Genomic DNA, 15,630 nt, shown 5'->3' with positions numbered 1-15,630 from the left:
CTGCTCACCCATGGTGATCCCGCCACCCGGCTGTCCAGCGGGCGCAAGACCGCCATTGCCCCCATCCGCTGTCCCCCGTCATCGACTACAGCCGGAGAATCCCTTGATTCCCACAGGCAACACCGTCTTCGTCGCCGGATCGACCTCGGGCATCGGCCTCGGCCTCGCGCTGCGGCTGCACGCGGCAGGCAACCGGGTCATCGTCTCCGGGCGTCGCGAGGACAGGCTGGCGCGGATCGTCTCGGAGAACCCCGGTGTCGAGTCCGTCGTGCTCGACGTCACCGACCCGGTCTCCGTCCAGGACACCACCGCGCAGCTGCTGCAACGCTTTCCCGACCTCAACGTCCTGGTGGCGATGGCCGGCATCATGCTGCCCGAGGACCTTCACGGTGCTGGTTTCCTCGCCACGGCGGAAGCGACGGTGGCCACCAACCTCCTCGGACCCATCCGCCTCGTGGCCGCCCTGACCGAACACCTCGCCACCCGGCCACACGCGACGATCATGACCGTGTCCTCCGGACTGGCATTCGTCCCCCTGCCCATCGCCCCGACCTACAACGCCACCAAGGCCGCCGTCCACTCCTTCACCGAGAGCCTGCGCGTCCAGCTGGCGGACACCCGCATCGACGTCCTGGAACTGGTACCCCCGGCGATACGCACCGCCTTGATGGGACAGGAGGACTCGGAGACCGCCGTCCCCCTCGACGCCTTCCTCGACGAGGTCATGGACATCCTCGGCTCCGGCGAGCAACCGGACGAGATCCTCGTCAAGGCGGTCGAACCGGAGCGATTCGCCGAGGCCCGCGGCGAGTACGCCAGCAGGCTGCGCATGCTGTCCAACCAGTGACGACTGCGAACCGGCCGATCTGGAGGACGAGTTCGACCGCGTGGGCAACCTGCTCATCTCGCTGGAGGAACGCATCCGCGAGGATCTGATGCCGGGTCCCGACCTGCTCCAGATCGCCGATCCGCTGCCCCATCCGCTCGGTTCCTGGAGCCTGAAGCGGGCCCGGGACGCGACCTGGGCGGCGGCTCGGGCGCTGTGGGTGCTGCGCAGGTTCGAGGACCTCGTCGAGGAGTTCACTGAGCGGCTGGACAGGGCCGCGGGACTGGCGGACCGGATGCTGCCGACCCCGCTCCCGGACTGACGGATCCGTTCAGGCCAACCTCGGCCGCGTATCGCCCTGACCCTGTCGAGATAACGTTAACTTGGTCGCGCGAGCTTGATTGCGCAACCAACCATTAAGGAGCGCATGCCATGGCGACCCGGCTCGGAATCGGTCTCCCGCAGAATCGGCAGTACAACCTCGGCAAGGACGTGCCCGACGTGGCACGCGCCGCCGAGGACATCGGATACGACAGCCTCTGGGTCTACGAACGGGCCCTGTTCCCGGAACCCCAGACCCAGCCCCTGTACGGCGTCCCGGGCCTGCCCTGGCCCGACGCCTACCGGGGCGTGGCCGAGCCGCTGGTCACACTGACGCTCGCGGCGGCGGCCACCGAGCGGGTCGAGCTGGGCACCGCCGTGCTGGTGGCGCCGCTGCACATCCCCTTCCAGCTGGCCAAGTCCCTGGCGACTCTGGACGCGGCGAGCGACGGCCGGGTGGTCGCGGGCCTCGGCAGCGGCTGGTCCCTCGACGAGTACGCGGCCGCCGGGGTACGCCCGTTCGAGGAGCGCGGCAAGGTCATGGACGAGGTGTTCGAGGTGTGCCGGGCGGTGTGGGGCCCGGACCCGGTGGTCTACGAGGACGGCCGGATCACGAGGATCGCCTCGGCCGTGGTCGGGCCGAAGCCGGCCCGGCCGATCCCGATCCTGGTGCCGGCCAACACCCCGCGGGCGATGCGCCGGCTCGTCGACCACGCCGACGGCTGGCTGCCGTACGCCGACGGTCCCGATCAGGTGGCCGCTCACTGGCGCCAGTTGCAGGATCTCGCCGCCGAGCGGGGCCGCACCCGGCCGCTGCGGACGGTGGTGCGCGTGAACCCGGACTACACCGCCAAACGGTACGAGGGGCCGGACCGCCAGCCCTTCCAGGGTGACGTCGAGCAGATCGTAACCGATCTGATGGCGTACGCCGAGATCGGTCTCGACGAGTTCCTGGTCGACCTCTCGTGGGCCGCGCGGGACGCGCAGGAACTGAAGGACGTGGCCGCCGAGGTGTACTCGGCGGCCCGTGCGGCCGGTTTCTGACCGGCTCGCTCAGTCCTCGGGGAGTTCGACCGGCGCGATCTCGTCGTAGAGGTCGGGGCCTCACCCATATCTGACGCCGGGTCACCGGCGCGCGGCGACCTGCGGACCGCACGGTGACTCTCTACACCCGTCACGTTGCCGAGAACACCTCATTGAGGGGAGCCCATGGCGATGCTCCACAGCATCGACCTCAGGAGCGCCTGCTGGGCGGCCGGGATGGTCGCCAGCCGCTCATGGATCGCCTCATCGCGCGCCGCGGCCACCTTGTCGTGCAGGGTGAGCCCGGCGGCGGTCGCCTCCGGGATGCGGACCCGGCGATCACGTGCGGAGAAGGTGCGGACGATCAGCCCCTGCCGCTCCAGTCGGTCCAACAGGGAGACCGGCGTCGTCTTGTCGATGCCGAGCTGCGCACCGATCTCCGAGTGAGTGCGCTGCCCCCCTTCGCCCACCAGTGCGAGGACGAGCCAGTGAGGGCGCACGGGTTTACGGACGGCTTCGGCGGCCTGAATCCGAGAAGGAGGAGCCCCTCTACGACGCCCTGGGCATCACCATCACCTACGACAACGCAACGAGGACCGCGACCGTAAGGTCGAGGCCCTCTGTTCATCAGACGCCGAAGACCTGGAACTCCGAGACCTGCCCGGCCGGCCAGCCGTTGTTGGCGGTGAAGGTGAGTCGTACGTAACGGGTGGTGACGGTGGAGGGGAGCGTGAGGGTCGCGGTGTTGCCGGTCGCCGGGTCGAAGGTGTAGCCCGCCGAGGCAAGAAGCTGGGCGAAGGTGCCGCCGTCCGTGCTGCCCTGGACGGAGATGGTCTGGGTACGGGTGGCCCAGGCGGTCGCCGGGGGAAGGTGGAGAACGATCCGTTTGACGCCGGTCGTGGCGCCCAGATCGACCTGGACCCACTGCGGGAAGGCGTTGTTGGCGGACTCCCAGTAGGTGTTGGTGTCGCCGTCGGTCGCGTTGCCCGAGACGTATGTCTGGGTGTGGCTGCTCTCCGAGGTGGGGCGGTGGAGGGCGAGGTTGGTGGTGCTGGAAGGGGGGTCGGTGGTGACGGTGACCTGGTTGGAGGGCTGCGACACGTTTCCCGCCGCGTCGAGTGCGACGACGTCGAAGGTGTACGCGGTGGACGCGCCGAGTCCGGTGACAGTGAAGGAGGCGGCGCTGGTGGTGCCCACCTGTGTGCTGGTCGAGCCGGACACCTGCAGGACGCGGTAGCCGGTCACGCCAACGTTGTCGGTCGACGTGTTCCAGGCCAGCGAGACGGAGTTGCTGGTGTGCCCGGTGACGGTCAGGGCACCCGGCGCGGCGGGCGGTGTGGTGTCACCGCCGGTGGGGACGGTCGGCTGGGTGGGGCGAGTTGCGGTCAGCGCGATCTGGCCCTTGAGCATGCGGCCGCCGTCGCCGGTCAAACGCAGGTAGTAGTCGGAGGAGCAGGCGGTGCCGTCTTCGTCGAGGGCGAGGAATCCGGAGGTGGTGGGCACCCAAGCCTGAGTCTCGGCGGTCTTGGCGATCTGGTTGCCCTCGTTGTACTCGTCGAACATCGAGATGTAGATGCCCTGCACCCCGGCCCGCACCATGTTGTAGAACTGCCGCCACATGAAGTCGCCGTGCACGCGCTGCCGGGCGGAAACGTCGCCGGGCAGGACGCAGGGCTGGTAGTCGATGCCGTTGGCGTTGCAGTCGGCCTGGTCGCCGAGGGTGTAGGTGCTGTAGGCATTGTCGGCCTCGGTGACATTGGCGATGGCGCCGACCATCCACGGCGAGATCATGTTGAAGGCATGGTAGACGCCCAGATAGCCGGGCCGTGAGCCCCCGGTGCCCGTCCGCCATTCGCGCGGGACGCCGCCGATGACGTAACAGCCCTGGCCCTTGAACCAGTTGATGACGTCGAGGCAGGCGTCGGCGGTGAAGGGGTGGTCGTTGTCGTTGAAGCCGAAGCCCCAGATGCAGACGACCGGCTTGCCGTTCTGCTTCGCGTATGCCGAGGACGCGGTGTGCGCGGACATCTTGGTCGTCCAGTCCGTCTTGATCTCGGACTGCATGTTCGTCCAGTCCGTCACGTCGTACATGATGTAGAACTTCCGCCCGTACGACTCGGCGGCGCTGCGCACCTTGGTCGCCATGGCGTCGCGCGTGGGTCCTTCGCCGCCGGTGGGGTTGAAGCGCTGCAGTGCCGCGGTGTCGATGCTGTTCTGCTGCATCCACAGGAAGTGGGTGTTCACCGTCTGCTGGTCGTACGAGGAGAACAGCGTGGCGGGCCGGCCGTTGCCGAGGCCGGCGTACGACGTCTGGTACGTGTTGGTGTAGTCACGCACATCGGGCCAGCACTTGATGGCCGTGTTGGACGGGGACGGCGACTGGCCCCAGTTCTGGGTCCAGTGCCACCAGCCGTTGATGGGCGCGCCGTCGCCGATGCACGCGAACCAGCCCTGGTAGCCGACGCTGATCTTGCCGACCACGTCACCCGGCGGGCCGGCCGCTGACGCGGTCTGGGCGAGTACGGTCTCGGTGGCGCCCACGGTTCCCACCGCGGTGGCCGCGATCGCGGCCCGTAAGAAGACTCTGCGTGTGACACCCATGTGGACTCCTCTGGACTCCTCTTCGGTGGTCGGTGCCGCCGAGCGCGCGTGCGCTCGGCGGCACCCTCAGGTCGGATCAGGTGTTCCACACCTGGAACTCCGAGATCTGACCGGCCGGCCAGCCGTTGTTCGCCGTGATGTTCACCCGGAAGTACCGCTGGGTGGTCGCGGTGAACGTGATGGTGACCGTGTTGTTGGTGGTGGGGTCGAAGGTGTACGTGGCCGACGACTTGATGGTGGTGAAGGCGGCGCCGTCGGTGCTGCCCGACAGGGACAGCGTCTGGTTACGGGCGCCCCAGGCCGCGGGGAGTTGGAGGACGACGCGGTCGGCACTCTGCGCGGAACCGAGGTCGACCTGGACCCACTGGGGGAAGGCGTTGTTGGCGCTCTCCCAGTAGGTGCCCTGGTTGCCGTCCGTCACGTTCGACGACGGGTACACGTCGGTGTGGCTGGACTCGGTGGTGGCCGCGCCGGCTGCCAGGTTCCTGCTCACCGTGCCGGCACCGGTGCCGGTCAGCGCGACCGTGGTCGTGCCGTTCGACGCGTTGCTGGCGATGCTGAGGTCGCCGGTGCGGGTGCCGGACGCGGTGGGCCTGAACGTGACGTCCACCGTGCAGGAGGCACCCGCCGCGATTGACGTCCCGCAGGTGTTGGTCTGCGAGAAGTCGCCCGTGACGGTGATGCCGGAGACGGTCGCGGCCGCGGTTCCGGTGTTGGTCACCGTGACCGTCTGCGCACTGCTGGCGGTGTTGAGCGCCTGGGTGGGATACGACAACGACGTCGGGCTGGCCGACAAGGTCGCGTTCGAGGAGCCGCCATCGCTGGGGAACACCTCGAAGTCCGACAACTGGGCGGCGTTCCACCCTGTGTTGGCGGTGATGTTCACCCGCACGTATCTCGCCGTGGCGGCGCTGAACGTGATGGTCACCGTGTTGTTGTTGGTGTTCGGATCGAAGGTGTACCCAGCCGATGCCTTGATCGTCGAGAAGCTCGAACCGTCCGTGGATCCCTGCACCGACAGGGTCTGCGTGCGAGCCGACCACGCCGTCGCCGGCGGGAGCTTGAGCACGACCTTGCCGACGCCGTAGTTCTGGCCGAGGTCGACCTGGGCCCATTGCGGGAACGAACCGTTCGCGCTCTCCCAGTACGTCGACGCGTCCGGGTCGGTGAGGTTCGAGGCGACGTACGGGCTATTGCTCGAACTCGCCGACGCCGGCCGCCCGGCGGCGACATTGGTGGTGCTGTCGATGCCGCTGCCGGTCAGGGAGACCACGGTCGGGCTGTTGTTGGCGTTGCTGGTGACCGTCAGGTTGCCGGTACGGGATCCGCCCGCGGTGGGCTTGAACCCGACGTTCACCGTGCAGGACGCACCGACCGCGAGGGTGGAGCAGTTGTTGGTCTGGCTGAAGTCACCGGTCGCCGCGACGCCCGAGACGGTCGCCGATGCGGTGCCCGAGTTCGTCACCGTCACCGTCTGCGCGGTGGCCGACGAGCCGACCACCGTACCGGCGAAGGACAGGCTCGCCGGGTCGGTGTTCAGAACCGGACCCGGCGCGGTGCCGGTACCGGAGAGGCTGACCGTGTTGGTGATGCCGCCCGCGTTGACGGTCAGAGCGCCGCTACGGCTGCCGGTCGCCGTCGGCGCGAACTTCACACTGACGGTGCACGAGCCGTTCGCCGCGATCGACGAACCGCACGTGTTGGTCTGGGAGTAGTCGCCGCTGGTGGAGATCGACGAGACGGACGCGGCGGTGTTGGTCGGGTTGGAGACCGTCACAGTCTGTGCGTCGCTCGTCGAACCGGTCGCGACCGAACCGAAGTTCAGCGCGCCCGGGGTGGCCGTCACACCTTCGGACGGGTACGGCGGATACACCGGAGCCGGCCAACCGCCGCAGTACGGCGTGCCGCTGATGCCGGAGTTGCCGCCGCCGTCGGTGACGACGAAGTTGCCGCCCGAGCAGTTGTACACCGGGGACGAGTAGCCGACGCCGGTAGCCGTGACATTGGTGAACTTCGCCGCGCCGCCGGTCTGCTCCTGCAGGGCGAAGGTTCCGGTGCCGGCGATGGTCACGTTGCTGAGGTTGACCCCGCTGATGGTGCCCTCGACCCACTGGACCGCCTCGTACGGACTCTGCTGGATCAGCGCGTTGGTCACGTTGACCGGGCCGGTGATCGCGCCCTGACTGCCGTCGAACCACAGTGCGCCCACGCCGAACTGCCAGTTCGGGTCGAGGCTGCCGTCCCGGATCATGGTGTTGTCGGAGATGGTGGTGGTGCCGACCGGCGTCGATGTGAAGCGTTGCCCCACGTGGATGCCGCCGCCCTGGGTGATGCCGCTGTCCACCACCCGGTTGCCGCTGACGGTGTTGTCGTGGCCGCCGTAGATCGCGATGCCGTTCGCGAGGATCTGCAGTGACACGGTGTTGTTGGAGATCGTGTCGTTGGCGTCGGCACCGATACCGGAGTCCGCCCAGGTGGCGATGCCGTCGTCACCGGTGTTGCGGATGTCGCTGTTGGTCACCTTCGAGTTGGTGACGGCGCCGTGGAAGTTGATGCCGTCCGCGGTGGTGTCGCGGATGCGCATGCCGCTGAACGTCAGCCCGTCCATCGGCCCGTCCATCCAGGCGCCGACCTTCATGTGGTCGATCCACAGGCCGGCCACGGTCGAGTTGCTCATCGCGCCGCCGATGCCGTTGACCTGGGCGCTGTCATCGCGTTCCTGCACATTGCCGAAGATCGCGAAGTTCTGGAGATGCACGTTGGTGCTGGCCGAGGGCGCGGAGTTGCCGTAGAAGCCGGGTGCCGTGCCGGTGACGGTCGAGTACCACATGCCGGCGCCGGCGATCGTGACGTTGTTGACACTGATGTGGCCGGGGATGTTGTAGGTGCCCGGCGGGATCCACACGGTGCCGCCGGAACCTGCCGCGCTGATCGCGGCGTTGAACGCGCTGGTCGCGTCGGTCACACCGGTTGAGTCGGCGCCCTTGCTGGTCACCGACACCGACCCCGAGGGTGCGGTCAGGGCGGCGCCGACCTGCTCGAAGTCGGCGAAGTCGATCGTGTACGAGGAGGCCGTGTCCCCCGAATCGACCTGCAGCTTGAAGGTCGTTCCCGCCGGATAGGTGGTGGAGAACAGGCGGTGGGCCTCGTCGAAGAAGTGGTGCGGGTTGCTGCCCGGTGAGTTGGTGAAGGGGTAGCTGCCGTAGTACCAGCTGTAGGCGTTGGTCAGGGTGAAGTCGGGCTGCTTGACGCCGTTGATGTACAGAGACAGCGAGGCGGTGTAGACCGAGCCGCCCGAGGTGTCGGGGATGCTGTACCGGAAGTTGATCGAGTTGGTCGCCACCGGCGTGGTGAACGTGACGTACTCGCCGGTGCCCTGCAGCGTCGTCGCCTTGCGGTACGACGCCTCGTCAGCCAACTGGCCCTGGGTGTAACTGGGGCCGATGGGCGTGCCGTTGGTGGCGGAGTTCTCCGCCTGCACCTCGACGTACGGCAGGCTCGCGCCGCTGCCGCCAGTGGCAACGGTCGCCGCCCAAGCAGGTTGGACAGCCAGAGCGAAGACGCCGACGGCGGCCAGCATCGCGGTGCTGACTGCCCAGACGAGGGCTCGTCTCAGATCTCGGATGGAATGGAACACTTACCACTCCTTTCATCACGAAATGCCGGAACTATGCCGCTTGCTCCGCCAGCGAGGGAGGGACGGGGCTCAAGGGGAGACGGGAGACAGGGGGAAGACAGTGGGCGCTGACGACGCGAGGGGGACCGTAATATCGTCGACATGGACACGCAAGAACTAGACAGAACATTGCAACAATAAAAATTTAGCCCGCAAGATCTAATGCGACGCCTTGAGGCTGCATCCAGCACCGGGCCGCGCACATGGCGGTGCCGCCGGACGGCGTGTCCGGCGGCACCGTGGAGAGGGCGGGGTCAGGAGTTCCAGATCTGGAATTCGGACACCTGGCCCGCGGGCCAGCCGTTGTTGGCGGTGATGGTGACGCGGAAGTAGCGCTGGGTGGCAGCGGGGAAGGTGAGCGTGACGGTGTTCTTGGCGTTCGGGTCGAAGGTGTAGACGGCCGAGGACTTCAGGGTGGTGAAGGTGGTGCCGCCGGTGCTGCCGCTGAGGGTCAGGGTCTGGGTTCGGGCGCCCCAGGTGGCGGGCAGCTGCAGGACCACGCGGGAGGCGCTCCGGGCCGAGCCCAGGTCGACCTGGACCCACTGTGGAAACGTGTTGTTGGCGCTCTCCCAGTAGGAGCCCTGGTTGCCGTCCGTCACGTTCGACGACGGGTATACGTCGGTGTGGCTGGACTCGCTGGTGGGTTTGCCGGCGGCGAGGTCGGTCCCGGTGGTGTCGGTGCCGGTGCCCGACAGGGCCACCGTGGTGGGGTTGTCGGACTGGTTGCCGGTCAGGGTGAGGGTGTCGGTGCGGGTGCCGGAGGCGGTGGGTCTGAAGGTGACGGAGACCGTGCAGTTCGCTCCGGCGGCCAGGGAGGTGCCGCAGGTGCTGGTCTGGGCGAAGTCACCGCCGGCGGTGACCCCGGTGATCGAGGCGGTGGCGGTGCCGGAGTTGGTGACCGTGACGGTCTGCGCGGCGCTGGTCGTGTTCACCGCCTGGTCGGCGAAGGTCAGTGATCCGGGAGACGCGGTCAGGGTGGCCGACGGTGAGCCGCTCCCCGCGGCAAAGCCGAGGTAGTTGATGTTCCAGCCGCCGCTGTCCTGGTTGAGAGTCAGAATCTGCCGGCCGGCGGGCAGGACCACATGGGTGGTCACGGTGGCCCAGGTCTGCCAGTCGCCGGTGGCGGGCAGGTCGACGGCTCCGGTGAGGTCGGTGCCGGAGGCGTCCGACAGGTGCAGCGCGCCTGCCACCGCGGAAGGAGCCGCGACGCGGAGGCCGAGGGTGTAGGTGCCGGCCGTGGCGACGTCCACGGTGTAGCGGAACCACTGTCCGCCGCTGGTCCAGCCCAGGTTGTAACCGCCGCCGGTGTCCGCGGTGTTGTCCAGGTCCACGCCGTCGGCGCGGTAGGAGTTGGCGTTGCCGTTGACGGAGGTGACGCTGTAGGCCACCCCCTGGCCGCCGGTGTCGTAGTCCTCCGCCTGCACCATGCCGGGCACGGCGGCAGGGTTGCCGCCGTAGGGGCCCTCGGGAGCGGCCGGCGGCCAGTGGTTGTCGCTCACCGTTGCGACGAACCCGCTGGAGTTGTTGACGAAGGCCGAGGCGCCGGAGCCGAGCCCGGTGACCGTGTTGCCGGTGATCGTCGCGGAGCCGGTGGGCGCGGGGTAGAACGGCGGTGAGATCGCGATGCCGTTGCGGCCGGGGTTGCTCACCGTGTTGCCCTGCAGCAGGGTGTTGGTGGAGGTGGAGAAGCCGATCCCGTCGTAGAGGGAGTCGGTGACGGTGTTGCCGGTCACCGTGACCTTGTCGACGGTCCCGGTGTTCTGTCCGTCGCCGCCGTTGCCGACGTGCAGGGCGGGCTGGCCCTGGCTGTAGGCGTTGCCGCCGGAGCGGACCACGGTGTTGCCCGTCACGGTCGCGGACAGCAGGTCGCTGCCGTTGACACCGAAGCGCCCGGCTCCCAGACCGATGTAACGGGCCGTGTCGCTGATGTAGTTGTCCTTGACCTGGTGGCCGCTGCCCCCGTAGATCCCGACACCCTTGCCGCCCCACGGTGCGATCGAGGTGTTGTTGCTGACGGTGACATTGCTCATCGGGTTGTAGTACGTCTTGGAACCGTCGCTGTTGGTGTTGTAGTTCACCGAGTTGATGGCGATCGCGTCGTCCCCGGTGCCGCGGACGAAGTTGTCGGTGACCGTCAGGTTGTTCCCGGTGTCCGCGCCCAGCGACACGTTGTTGACGTTGATCCCGTCCGCCCAGATCGACGTCAGCCTGCTGTTCTCCACCTTCCCGCCGGTGCCGGAGGCCCAGAAGCCCGACATGGTGTGCTGGGTCCAGATGCCGTCGGCCAGCCAGCCGGTGCCGGTGGTGTCCATCGCGCCGCCGTCCCCGCCGATGGTGCTCCGGCTGACGGCGTTGGCGTCGATGTGGAAGTTCCGCACGGTGCAGGAGGTCAGGTCGAACAGTGCCGCCAGCGGCGTGCTGTTGGGGAGCGGGACGTCACGGTAGACCGTGCTGTACCACATGCCCGCGCCCGCGATGGTGATCCCCTGTGCGTTCAGTCCCGCGGTGCCCTTCACGTAGAAGGTGCCCTTGGGGATCCACAGGGTCTTTCCCTGCTGCTGGGCCTGGTCGATGCAGTTCTGGATGGCGGCCCGGCTGTCCACCGACTGGCTGTCGGCCGCGCCGTTGGTCGGATTGTTGTCCGCCACCGCACCGCAACTCGTGATCGAGATCGAGTTCGCCGGCTGCGTCAGCGGCGCCGGCGGGTTCTCCACGTCGACGGAATCCACGTCGTAGAAGGACGCACTGTTGTCGGAGTCCTTCCGCAGCGAGAACGTGGCGCCCGCCGGGATCGGGGACCCGGTGACGAAGGTGTGCGACTCGTCCCAGAAGACCCTCGGGTCGCCGTCGGCCGGGTTCTGGTTGTCGCTCGTGTTGTAGTTGCCGTTGCCCTCGTACACCCAGCTCTGACGCGAGTTGAGGTTCAGCGCCTGCCGGAACACCCCGTTGACGTACAGGTTCAGCGTTCCGGTGACACCACCGCCGGATGCCGAATCCGGAATGCCGGCGCGGACGTTGACGAAGGAGATCGGCTGCCCGGTGGTGTTCGTCCACTGCACCGACTGGCCCGTGCCGCCCAGGTGGACATAGGAATGGCCCGAAGCTTCCAAGGCGGGGCTTGAGTACTGCGTCGTCGGCGCCGAGGTCAGCGACCGGACGGCCGCTCCCCCGCCTGGCGTTCCCGCCTCGGCCTCGTAGACCGAGAACGGCGTCGTCGCACCCACCGCCGCACTCGCTGCCGCCTGCGCCTGCGCCTGCGCCTGCGCCTGCCGGGGAGCGTGGGCCGTCGGGCCGGCCCGGAGCGCCTTGGACGGCGGCGCCCCCTGTGTGGCGGCGGCCGGTAAGACGGACACGCACATCGCGCCGACCGCGGCGACGGCGGCCACCGCCAGTCGCCGGGGTCTGGGGATCGTCAGCATCTGATGCTCCTTCAAGGAGAGCGGGAAACCGGCGCCCCGACCGTACAGAGCCCCCTTCCACCCCGCTAGATTCTGACGAAGTAAAGAATGAGCCATGCAAGTCATTGCAAGTTTCTTACTAAAACCCGCAAATATCGGATGGAGCATGGCATGGCCCCTCGGCGCCTTGCCGGTGCAGATTCGTGAGGCCCGTCTCGCAGTGTTCCGGTGGGTCACCCGCTACCACACGCGACGCAGGCACTCGGGGCTTGGCTACATCAGCCCGATCGCCTTCGAACAGCGATCAGTTACGCTGGCCGCTGCCGCGTAGCAAACGGTGTCCTCGCTTCAGGGCCCCCAGCCGAGCGCCTGCACAAACTGCTCGCTGCTTGATGCAACCGATCACGTGTTGCAACAACCCTTGGAAACCGCCCGGCCCGGCGGAGCTTAGTCGTCTCACACAGCCCCTATGACGGGGGGCATGACTGTGTGGGCCTGACCAGGTGGAAGACCTCCCGGGCAGCGTAGCGTTTGAGGCATCGGACGATGTCGCGTCGGGTCTTGCCCTCCTTGATGCGGCGTTCGTAGTAGTCCTGGGTGCGCGGGTCGAAGCGCAGGCGAGTCTGCACGATCCGGTGCAGGGCGGCGTTGGCCTGCCGGTCACCGCCACGATTGAGACGCCGGTACTGCCGACTGCCCGAGGAACGCTCCACAGGGCTGACCCCGCACAGCGCGGCGAAGGACGCCTCACTGCCCAGGCGTTCCGGGTTGTCCCCTACCGTGATCAGCAAAGAGACGGCCATTCTGGACCGATACCCACCACCCTGAGCAGCTGCGGAGCGTGGCGTGCCACGAGCCGGACCAGGCGGCCGTCCAAGTCCCGGATCTGCTCGGTGAGCTGTCCGACGCGCTGGGCCAGCAGACACAGGGTGATGCGGGTGGCCTGCAGCACCGCTTCTTCCCCGTTCCCGTCACTCTTGTTGTCGTCGGCGAGCCGTGCGCAGGTCCGGAAGAGTTCTGCATTGCCCAGCCCGGCCAGTTCTTCCCGCAGGTTCGGGCCGGCACTGACGAGGACGGCCTTGAGCTGGTTGATCGCCTGGGTGCGGGCCTTGACTGCCGAGCCCTTGGCGAGTTTGTACATCCGGGCGATCTGCGCCGGTCCATCGCCTGACTTGGCCTGGGCGCGCGCTCGCCCGCTCAGCACCGCCCGGGCCGCGTTCTGGGCATCGAGCGGGTCCGACTTGCCGCGCAGGCGGCGGTCGGTCCGGTCGGGCCGGTTCACGTCGACCTTGGGATCCCGGTACTGGACACCTGGACGTGCTGAGCCAGCAGGTAGCGGGACAGGCCCGCTCCGAAGGTGCCGGTGCCCTCCACACCGGCCCGGCGCACCGTCCCCAGCTTGCGGGCCCAGACGAGCAGCCGCCGGTAGCCGGCCGCCGCGCGGTCTGGACCGACGACGACGGTCGGCGCCACTACGTCGGAGACAGCCCCGACGTGTATCTCACACTGGCCCGTCAGCGCGCGGCGGGAACGGCATGAGCACTACCGTCTACGGCTAGCACGCGCGGCGACCGGCAGAGATCCAGATCCTCGGCTCCGCGCCGAGGACTCGACACCGGATGGACTCCGCTCCGATGAGAAAGCCGGCTGGCTATTCCCACCGACCACGCGACGACCCGCCGGCCGACCGCCGAGTCGGCAGCCGGTGGCGCTGGCGGGTGAGTTCGTGCTCCCAGTGCCTCCGATGCCGCAGCCCGGCACCGACGCTGACGAGCACAGCAACGACACGCTGGCGTTGTTCGTGGCGCGGGCGCGCTTTGTCCTGTGTGACGACAACCGCGCCGAGGTCGTCGCGTGGTGTCAGCGGCTGGACGGGATCCCGCTGGCGATCGAGGTTGTTCCGAGATCGAAGCGTGTCCGGGTGGTCACCGCCCAGCACCCGCTGGAAATCGGTGTGGGTCTGCTCGAACAGTGAGATCGCGCGGCGGCCCAGGTCCCCCGCCGACTGATAGGCACGGCGAGGTTGTTCCGCGACGACAGCGTGTCGCGATGGTCGCTGCGGCAGTGTGCGGGCGGTACCGCCACGCATGGCGTGATGACGCTGAGGTTGTTCGACGAATCCGTGTCGGCAACCCGACCCGAGCCGCAGCGATGACTTTCGCGATGAGCTCGCCTCTGTATAGGTATGAGCTCATCGCGCCAGTCACAGACCACGGCGGTGGTCACCGGAGCCGGCCGCGGCTTCGGATCGGCGATCGCCGCCGCGCTGATCGACCAAGGTCACCAGGTCGTCGGTGTTGCGCGCACCGCCAACGACCTGGCGGACGTGCACCGACGATTGGGTGCGGCGTTCGTCCCGGTAGTCGCCGACGCGACCGACGCGGAGACCGCCCGCACCCTGATCGAGCAACACCAACCGACGTTGCTCGTGCTCAACGCGGGCGCGACACCCGCCGTCGGCCCGGTACAGGAACAGTCGTGGGAATCGTTCAGCCGCAACTGGCAGGTCGACACCCAACACGCTTTCCATTGGATCCGCGCGGCACTGCGGCGCCCGCTGACGCCAGGCAGCCTGGTGGTGGCGATATCCAGCGGGGCTGCCCTGCGCGGCTCACCGCTCAGCGGCGGATACTCGGGCGCAAAGGCGATGATCCGATTTCTCGCCGGATACGCCGCCGATGAATCCCGCCGCGCCCAGCTCGGCATCGGCTTCGCCACCGTGCTGCCGCAACTGACGCCTGCCACCGAACTCGGCGCCGCCGGGGTCGCCGCATACGCCCAGCGGCAGGGAATCGACACCAACACATTCACGGCGGCACTGCAACCGCTTCTCACGCCGGCCATCGTCGGCGCCGAGATCGCGCGGCTGTGCCAGGACACCGACAACCAGGACGAGCACCGGGAGTACCAGCTCACCGGCCACGGACTTCACGCGCTGGCGTGAACAACCAGAAAGAGAAGGTTATGTTGCTGGAAAACAAGAATGTCGTCGTCTACGGCGCGGGCGGCGCAGTCGGTCGTACGGTGGCCCGCGGTTTCGCTCACGAAGGTGCCAGGGTGTTCCTGACCGGGCGCAATCTCGACGTCATCGACACGGTCGCGAAGGAGATCGCCGCCGCGGGTGGAGCGGTCGAGACCGCTGTCGTGGACGCCGGGGACGAAAAAGCCGTGACCGAGCACCTGGACGCGGTCATCGCCGACGCGGGCAGCATCGACGTGTCGTTCAACGCGATCGGAATCTCGCCGGTGGGATTGCAGGGCATCCCGCTCACCGAACTGCCGGTCGAGAATTTCCTGCGCCCGATCACCACGTATGCCCAGGCTCATTTCATCACCGCGAAATCCGCCGCGCGGCACATGATCGCCCGGCGGTCGGGCGTGATCATGATGCACACACCCGAACCGGCCCGCCTGCCCATGCCCCTGGTGGGCGGCATGAGCGTCGGCTGGGCGGCGATGGAAGGTCTCAACCGGGCACTGTCGGCCGAATGGGCCCAGCATGGTGTTCGCGCGGTCTGCCTGCGCACCACGGGCATGGTGGAGACACCGGTCATCGACGTCGTGTACGGGCTGCACGCCGACGCGCTGGGCATCACGAAGGAACAGTTCACCGCGGTAGCGGGTGGGATGAGCCACCGCAAGCGCCCGACCACGCTGGCCGAACTCACGCAGGCGGCGGTGTTCCTCGCCTCCGACCGGGCATCCGCGATGACCGGCACCGTCGCCAACCTGACCGGCGGAGTCATCGTCGACTGACGACTCGCCCCGGCCGCCGTTTCGGCGGC

The 15,630-nt window shown here is 68.1% G+C and carries 12 protein-coding genes and 2 pseudogenes; 7 read left to right on the top strand and 7 right to left on the bottom strand.

The genetic code is table 11. The features are described from left to right. Positions 1–103 precede the first annotated feature (103 nt). The 3 genes and pseudogenes from OG747_RS42015 to OG747_RS42005 all read left to right on the top strand — a co-directional run bounded on the left by OG747_RS42015 (position 104) and on the right by OG747_RS42005 (position 2,191). Positions 104–847 (top strand): SDR family oxidoreductase, encoded by a 744-nt coding sequence (locus OG747_RS42015; protein ID WP_405884588.1) that lies wholly within the window; start codon positions 104–106, stop codon positions 845–847. Between the two features lie 4 nt (positions 848–851). Beyond that, positions 852–1,148, top strand: a pseudogene (locus OG747_RS42010) (DUF5995 family protein); the annotation flags it as partial. 110 nt (positions 1,149–1,258) lie between these two features. After that, positions 1,259–2,191, top strand: a complete 933-nt coding sequence (locus OG747_RS42005; protein ID WP_405884587.1) for an LLM class F420-dependent oxidoreductase — start codon at positions 1,259–1,261, stop codon at positions 2,189–2,191. Positions 2,192–2,340: 149 nt separating this feature from the next. On the opposite strand, the gene OG747_RS42000 is transcribed toward OG747_RS42005, so the two are convergent. From OG747_RS42000 to OG747_RS41985, 4 genes are all read right to left on the bottom strand, one after another. Further along, positions 2,341–2,670 carry a MarR family winged helix-turn-helix transcriptional regulator gene (locus tag OG747_RS42000; protein ID WP_405884586.1) on the bottom strand — a complete coding sequence of 110 codons (330 nt, stop codon included), beginning with the start codon at positions 2,668–2,670 and terminating at the stop codon, positions 2,341–2,343. Positions 2,671–2,797: 127 nt separating this feature from the next. Then, positions 2,798–4,771, bottom strand: a complete 1,974-nt coding sequence (locus tag OG747_RS41995; protein ID WP_405884585.1) for a discoidin domain-containing protein — start codon at positions 4,769–4,771, stop codon at positions 2,798–2,800. Between the two features lie 76 nt (positions 4,772–4,847). After that, positions 4,848–8,408: a choice-of-anchor D domain-containing protein gene (locus tag OG747_RS41990; RefSeq protein ID WP_405884584.1), complete on the bottom strand. Its 3,561-nt coding sequence runs from the start codon at positions 8,406–8,408 to the stop codon at positions 4,848–4,850. Between the two features lie 293 nt (positions 8,409–8,701). After that, positions 8,702–11,866, bottom strand: a complete 3,165-nt coding sequence (locus OG747_RS41985) for a discoidin domain-containing protein (RefSeq protein WP_405884583.1) — start codon at positions 11,864–11,866, stop codon at positions 8,702–8,704. 184 nt (positions 11,867–12,050) lie between these two features. Here OG747_RS41985 and OG747_RS41980 point away from each other — a divergent pair. Continuing rightward, positions 12,051–12,176, top strand: a pseudogene (locus tag OG747_RS41980) (IS3 family transposase); the annotation flags it as partial. 136 nt (positions 12,177–12,312) lie between these two features. Here the strand turns inward: OG747_RS41980 and OG747_RS41975 are convergent. Genes OG747_RS41975 through OG747_RS41965 form a run of 3 tightly spaced genes read right to left on the bottom strand, consistent with a single transcriptional unit; the run spans position 12,313 to position 13,318 of the window. Continuing rightward, positions 12,313–12,648 carry a transposase gene (locus OG747_RS41975; protein WP_405884582.1) on the bottom strand — a complete coding sequence of 112 codons (336 nt, stop codon included), beginning with the start codon at positions 12,646–12,648 and terminating at the stop codon, positions 12,313–12,315. Further along, positions 12,630–13,127 carry a hypothetical protein gene (locus OG747_RS41970; protein WP_405884581.1) on the bottom strand — a complete coding sequence of 166 codons (498 nt, stop codon included), beginning with the start codon at positions 13,125–13,127 and terminating at the stop codon, positions 12,630–12,632. Before OG747_RS41970 ends, OG747_RS41975 begins: the two co-directional genes overlap by 19 nt. Next, positions 13,124–13,318 carry a hypothetical protein gene (locus OG747_RS41965; RefSeq protein WP_405884580.1) on the bottom strand — a complete coding sequence of 65 codons (195 nt, stop codon included), beginning with the start codon at positions 13,316–13,318 and terminating at the stop codon, positions 13,124–13,126. The genes OG747_RS41970 and OG747_RS41965 overlap by 4 nt, the downstream gene beginning before the upstream one ends. A 271-nt stretch (positions 13,319–13,589) precedes the next feature. On the opposite strand from OG747_RS41965, the gene OG747_RS41960 reads away from it, so the two are divergent. The 3 genes from OG747_RS41960 (at position 13,590) to OG747_RS41950 (ending at position 15,601) form a co-directional block, all read left to right on the top strand. After that, positions 13,590–13,820: a hypothetical protein gene (locus tag OG747_RS41960; RefSeq protein WP_405884579.1), complete on the top strand. Its 231-nt coding sequence runs from the start codon at positions 13,590–13,592 to the stop codon at positions 13,818–13,820. Between the two features lie 210 nt (positions 13,821–14,030). After that, complete coding sequence (locus tag OG747_RS41955) at positions 14,031–14,789, top strand: SDR family oxidoreductase (protein ID WP_405884578.1); 759 nt, start codon at positions 14,031–14,033, stop codon at positions 14,787–14,789. Continuing rightward, positions 14,786–15,601, top strand: a complete 816-nt coding sequence (locus tag OG747_RS41950) for an SDR family NAD(P)-dependent oxidoreductase (protein WP_405884577.1) — start codon at positions 14,786–14,788, stop codon at positions 15,599–15,601. Before OG747_RS41955 ends, OG747_RS41950 begins: the two co-directional genes overlap by 4 nt. Positions 15,602–15,630: the final 29 nt, after the last annotated feature.

It is taken from the genome of Streptomyces sp. NBC_01384 (genome assembly GCF_045040035.1).
Lineage (GTDB): Bacteria > Actinomycetota > Actinomycetes > Streptomycetales > Streptomycetaceae > Streptomyces.
The sequence above is the reverse complement of the archived record's forward strand: the minus strand, read 5'-3'. Positions and strand labels throughout refer to the sequence as shown.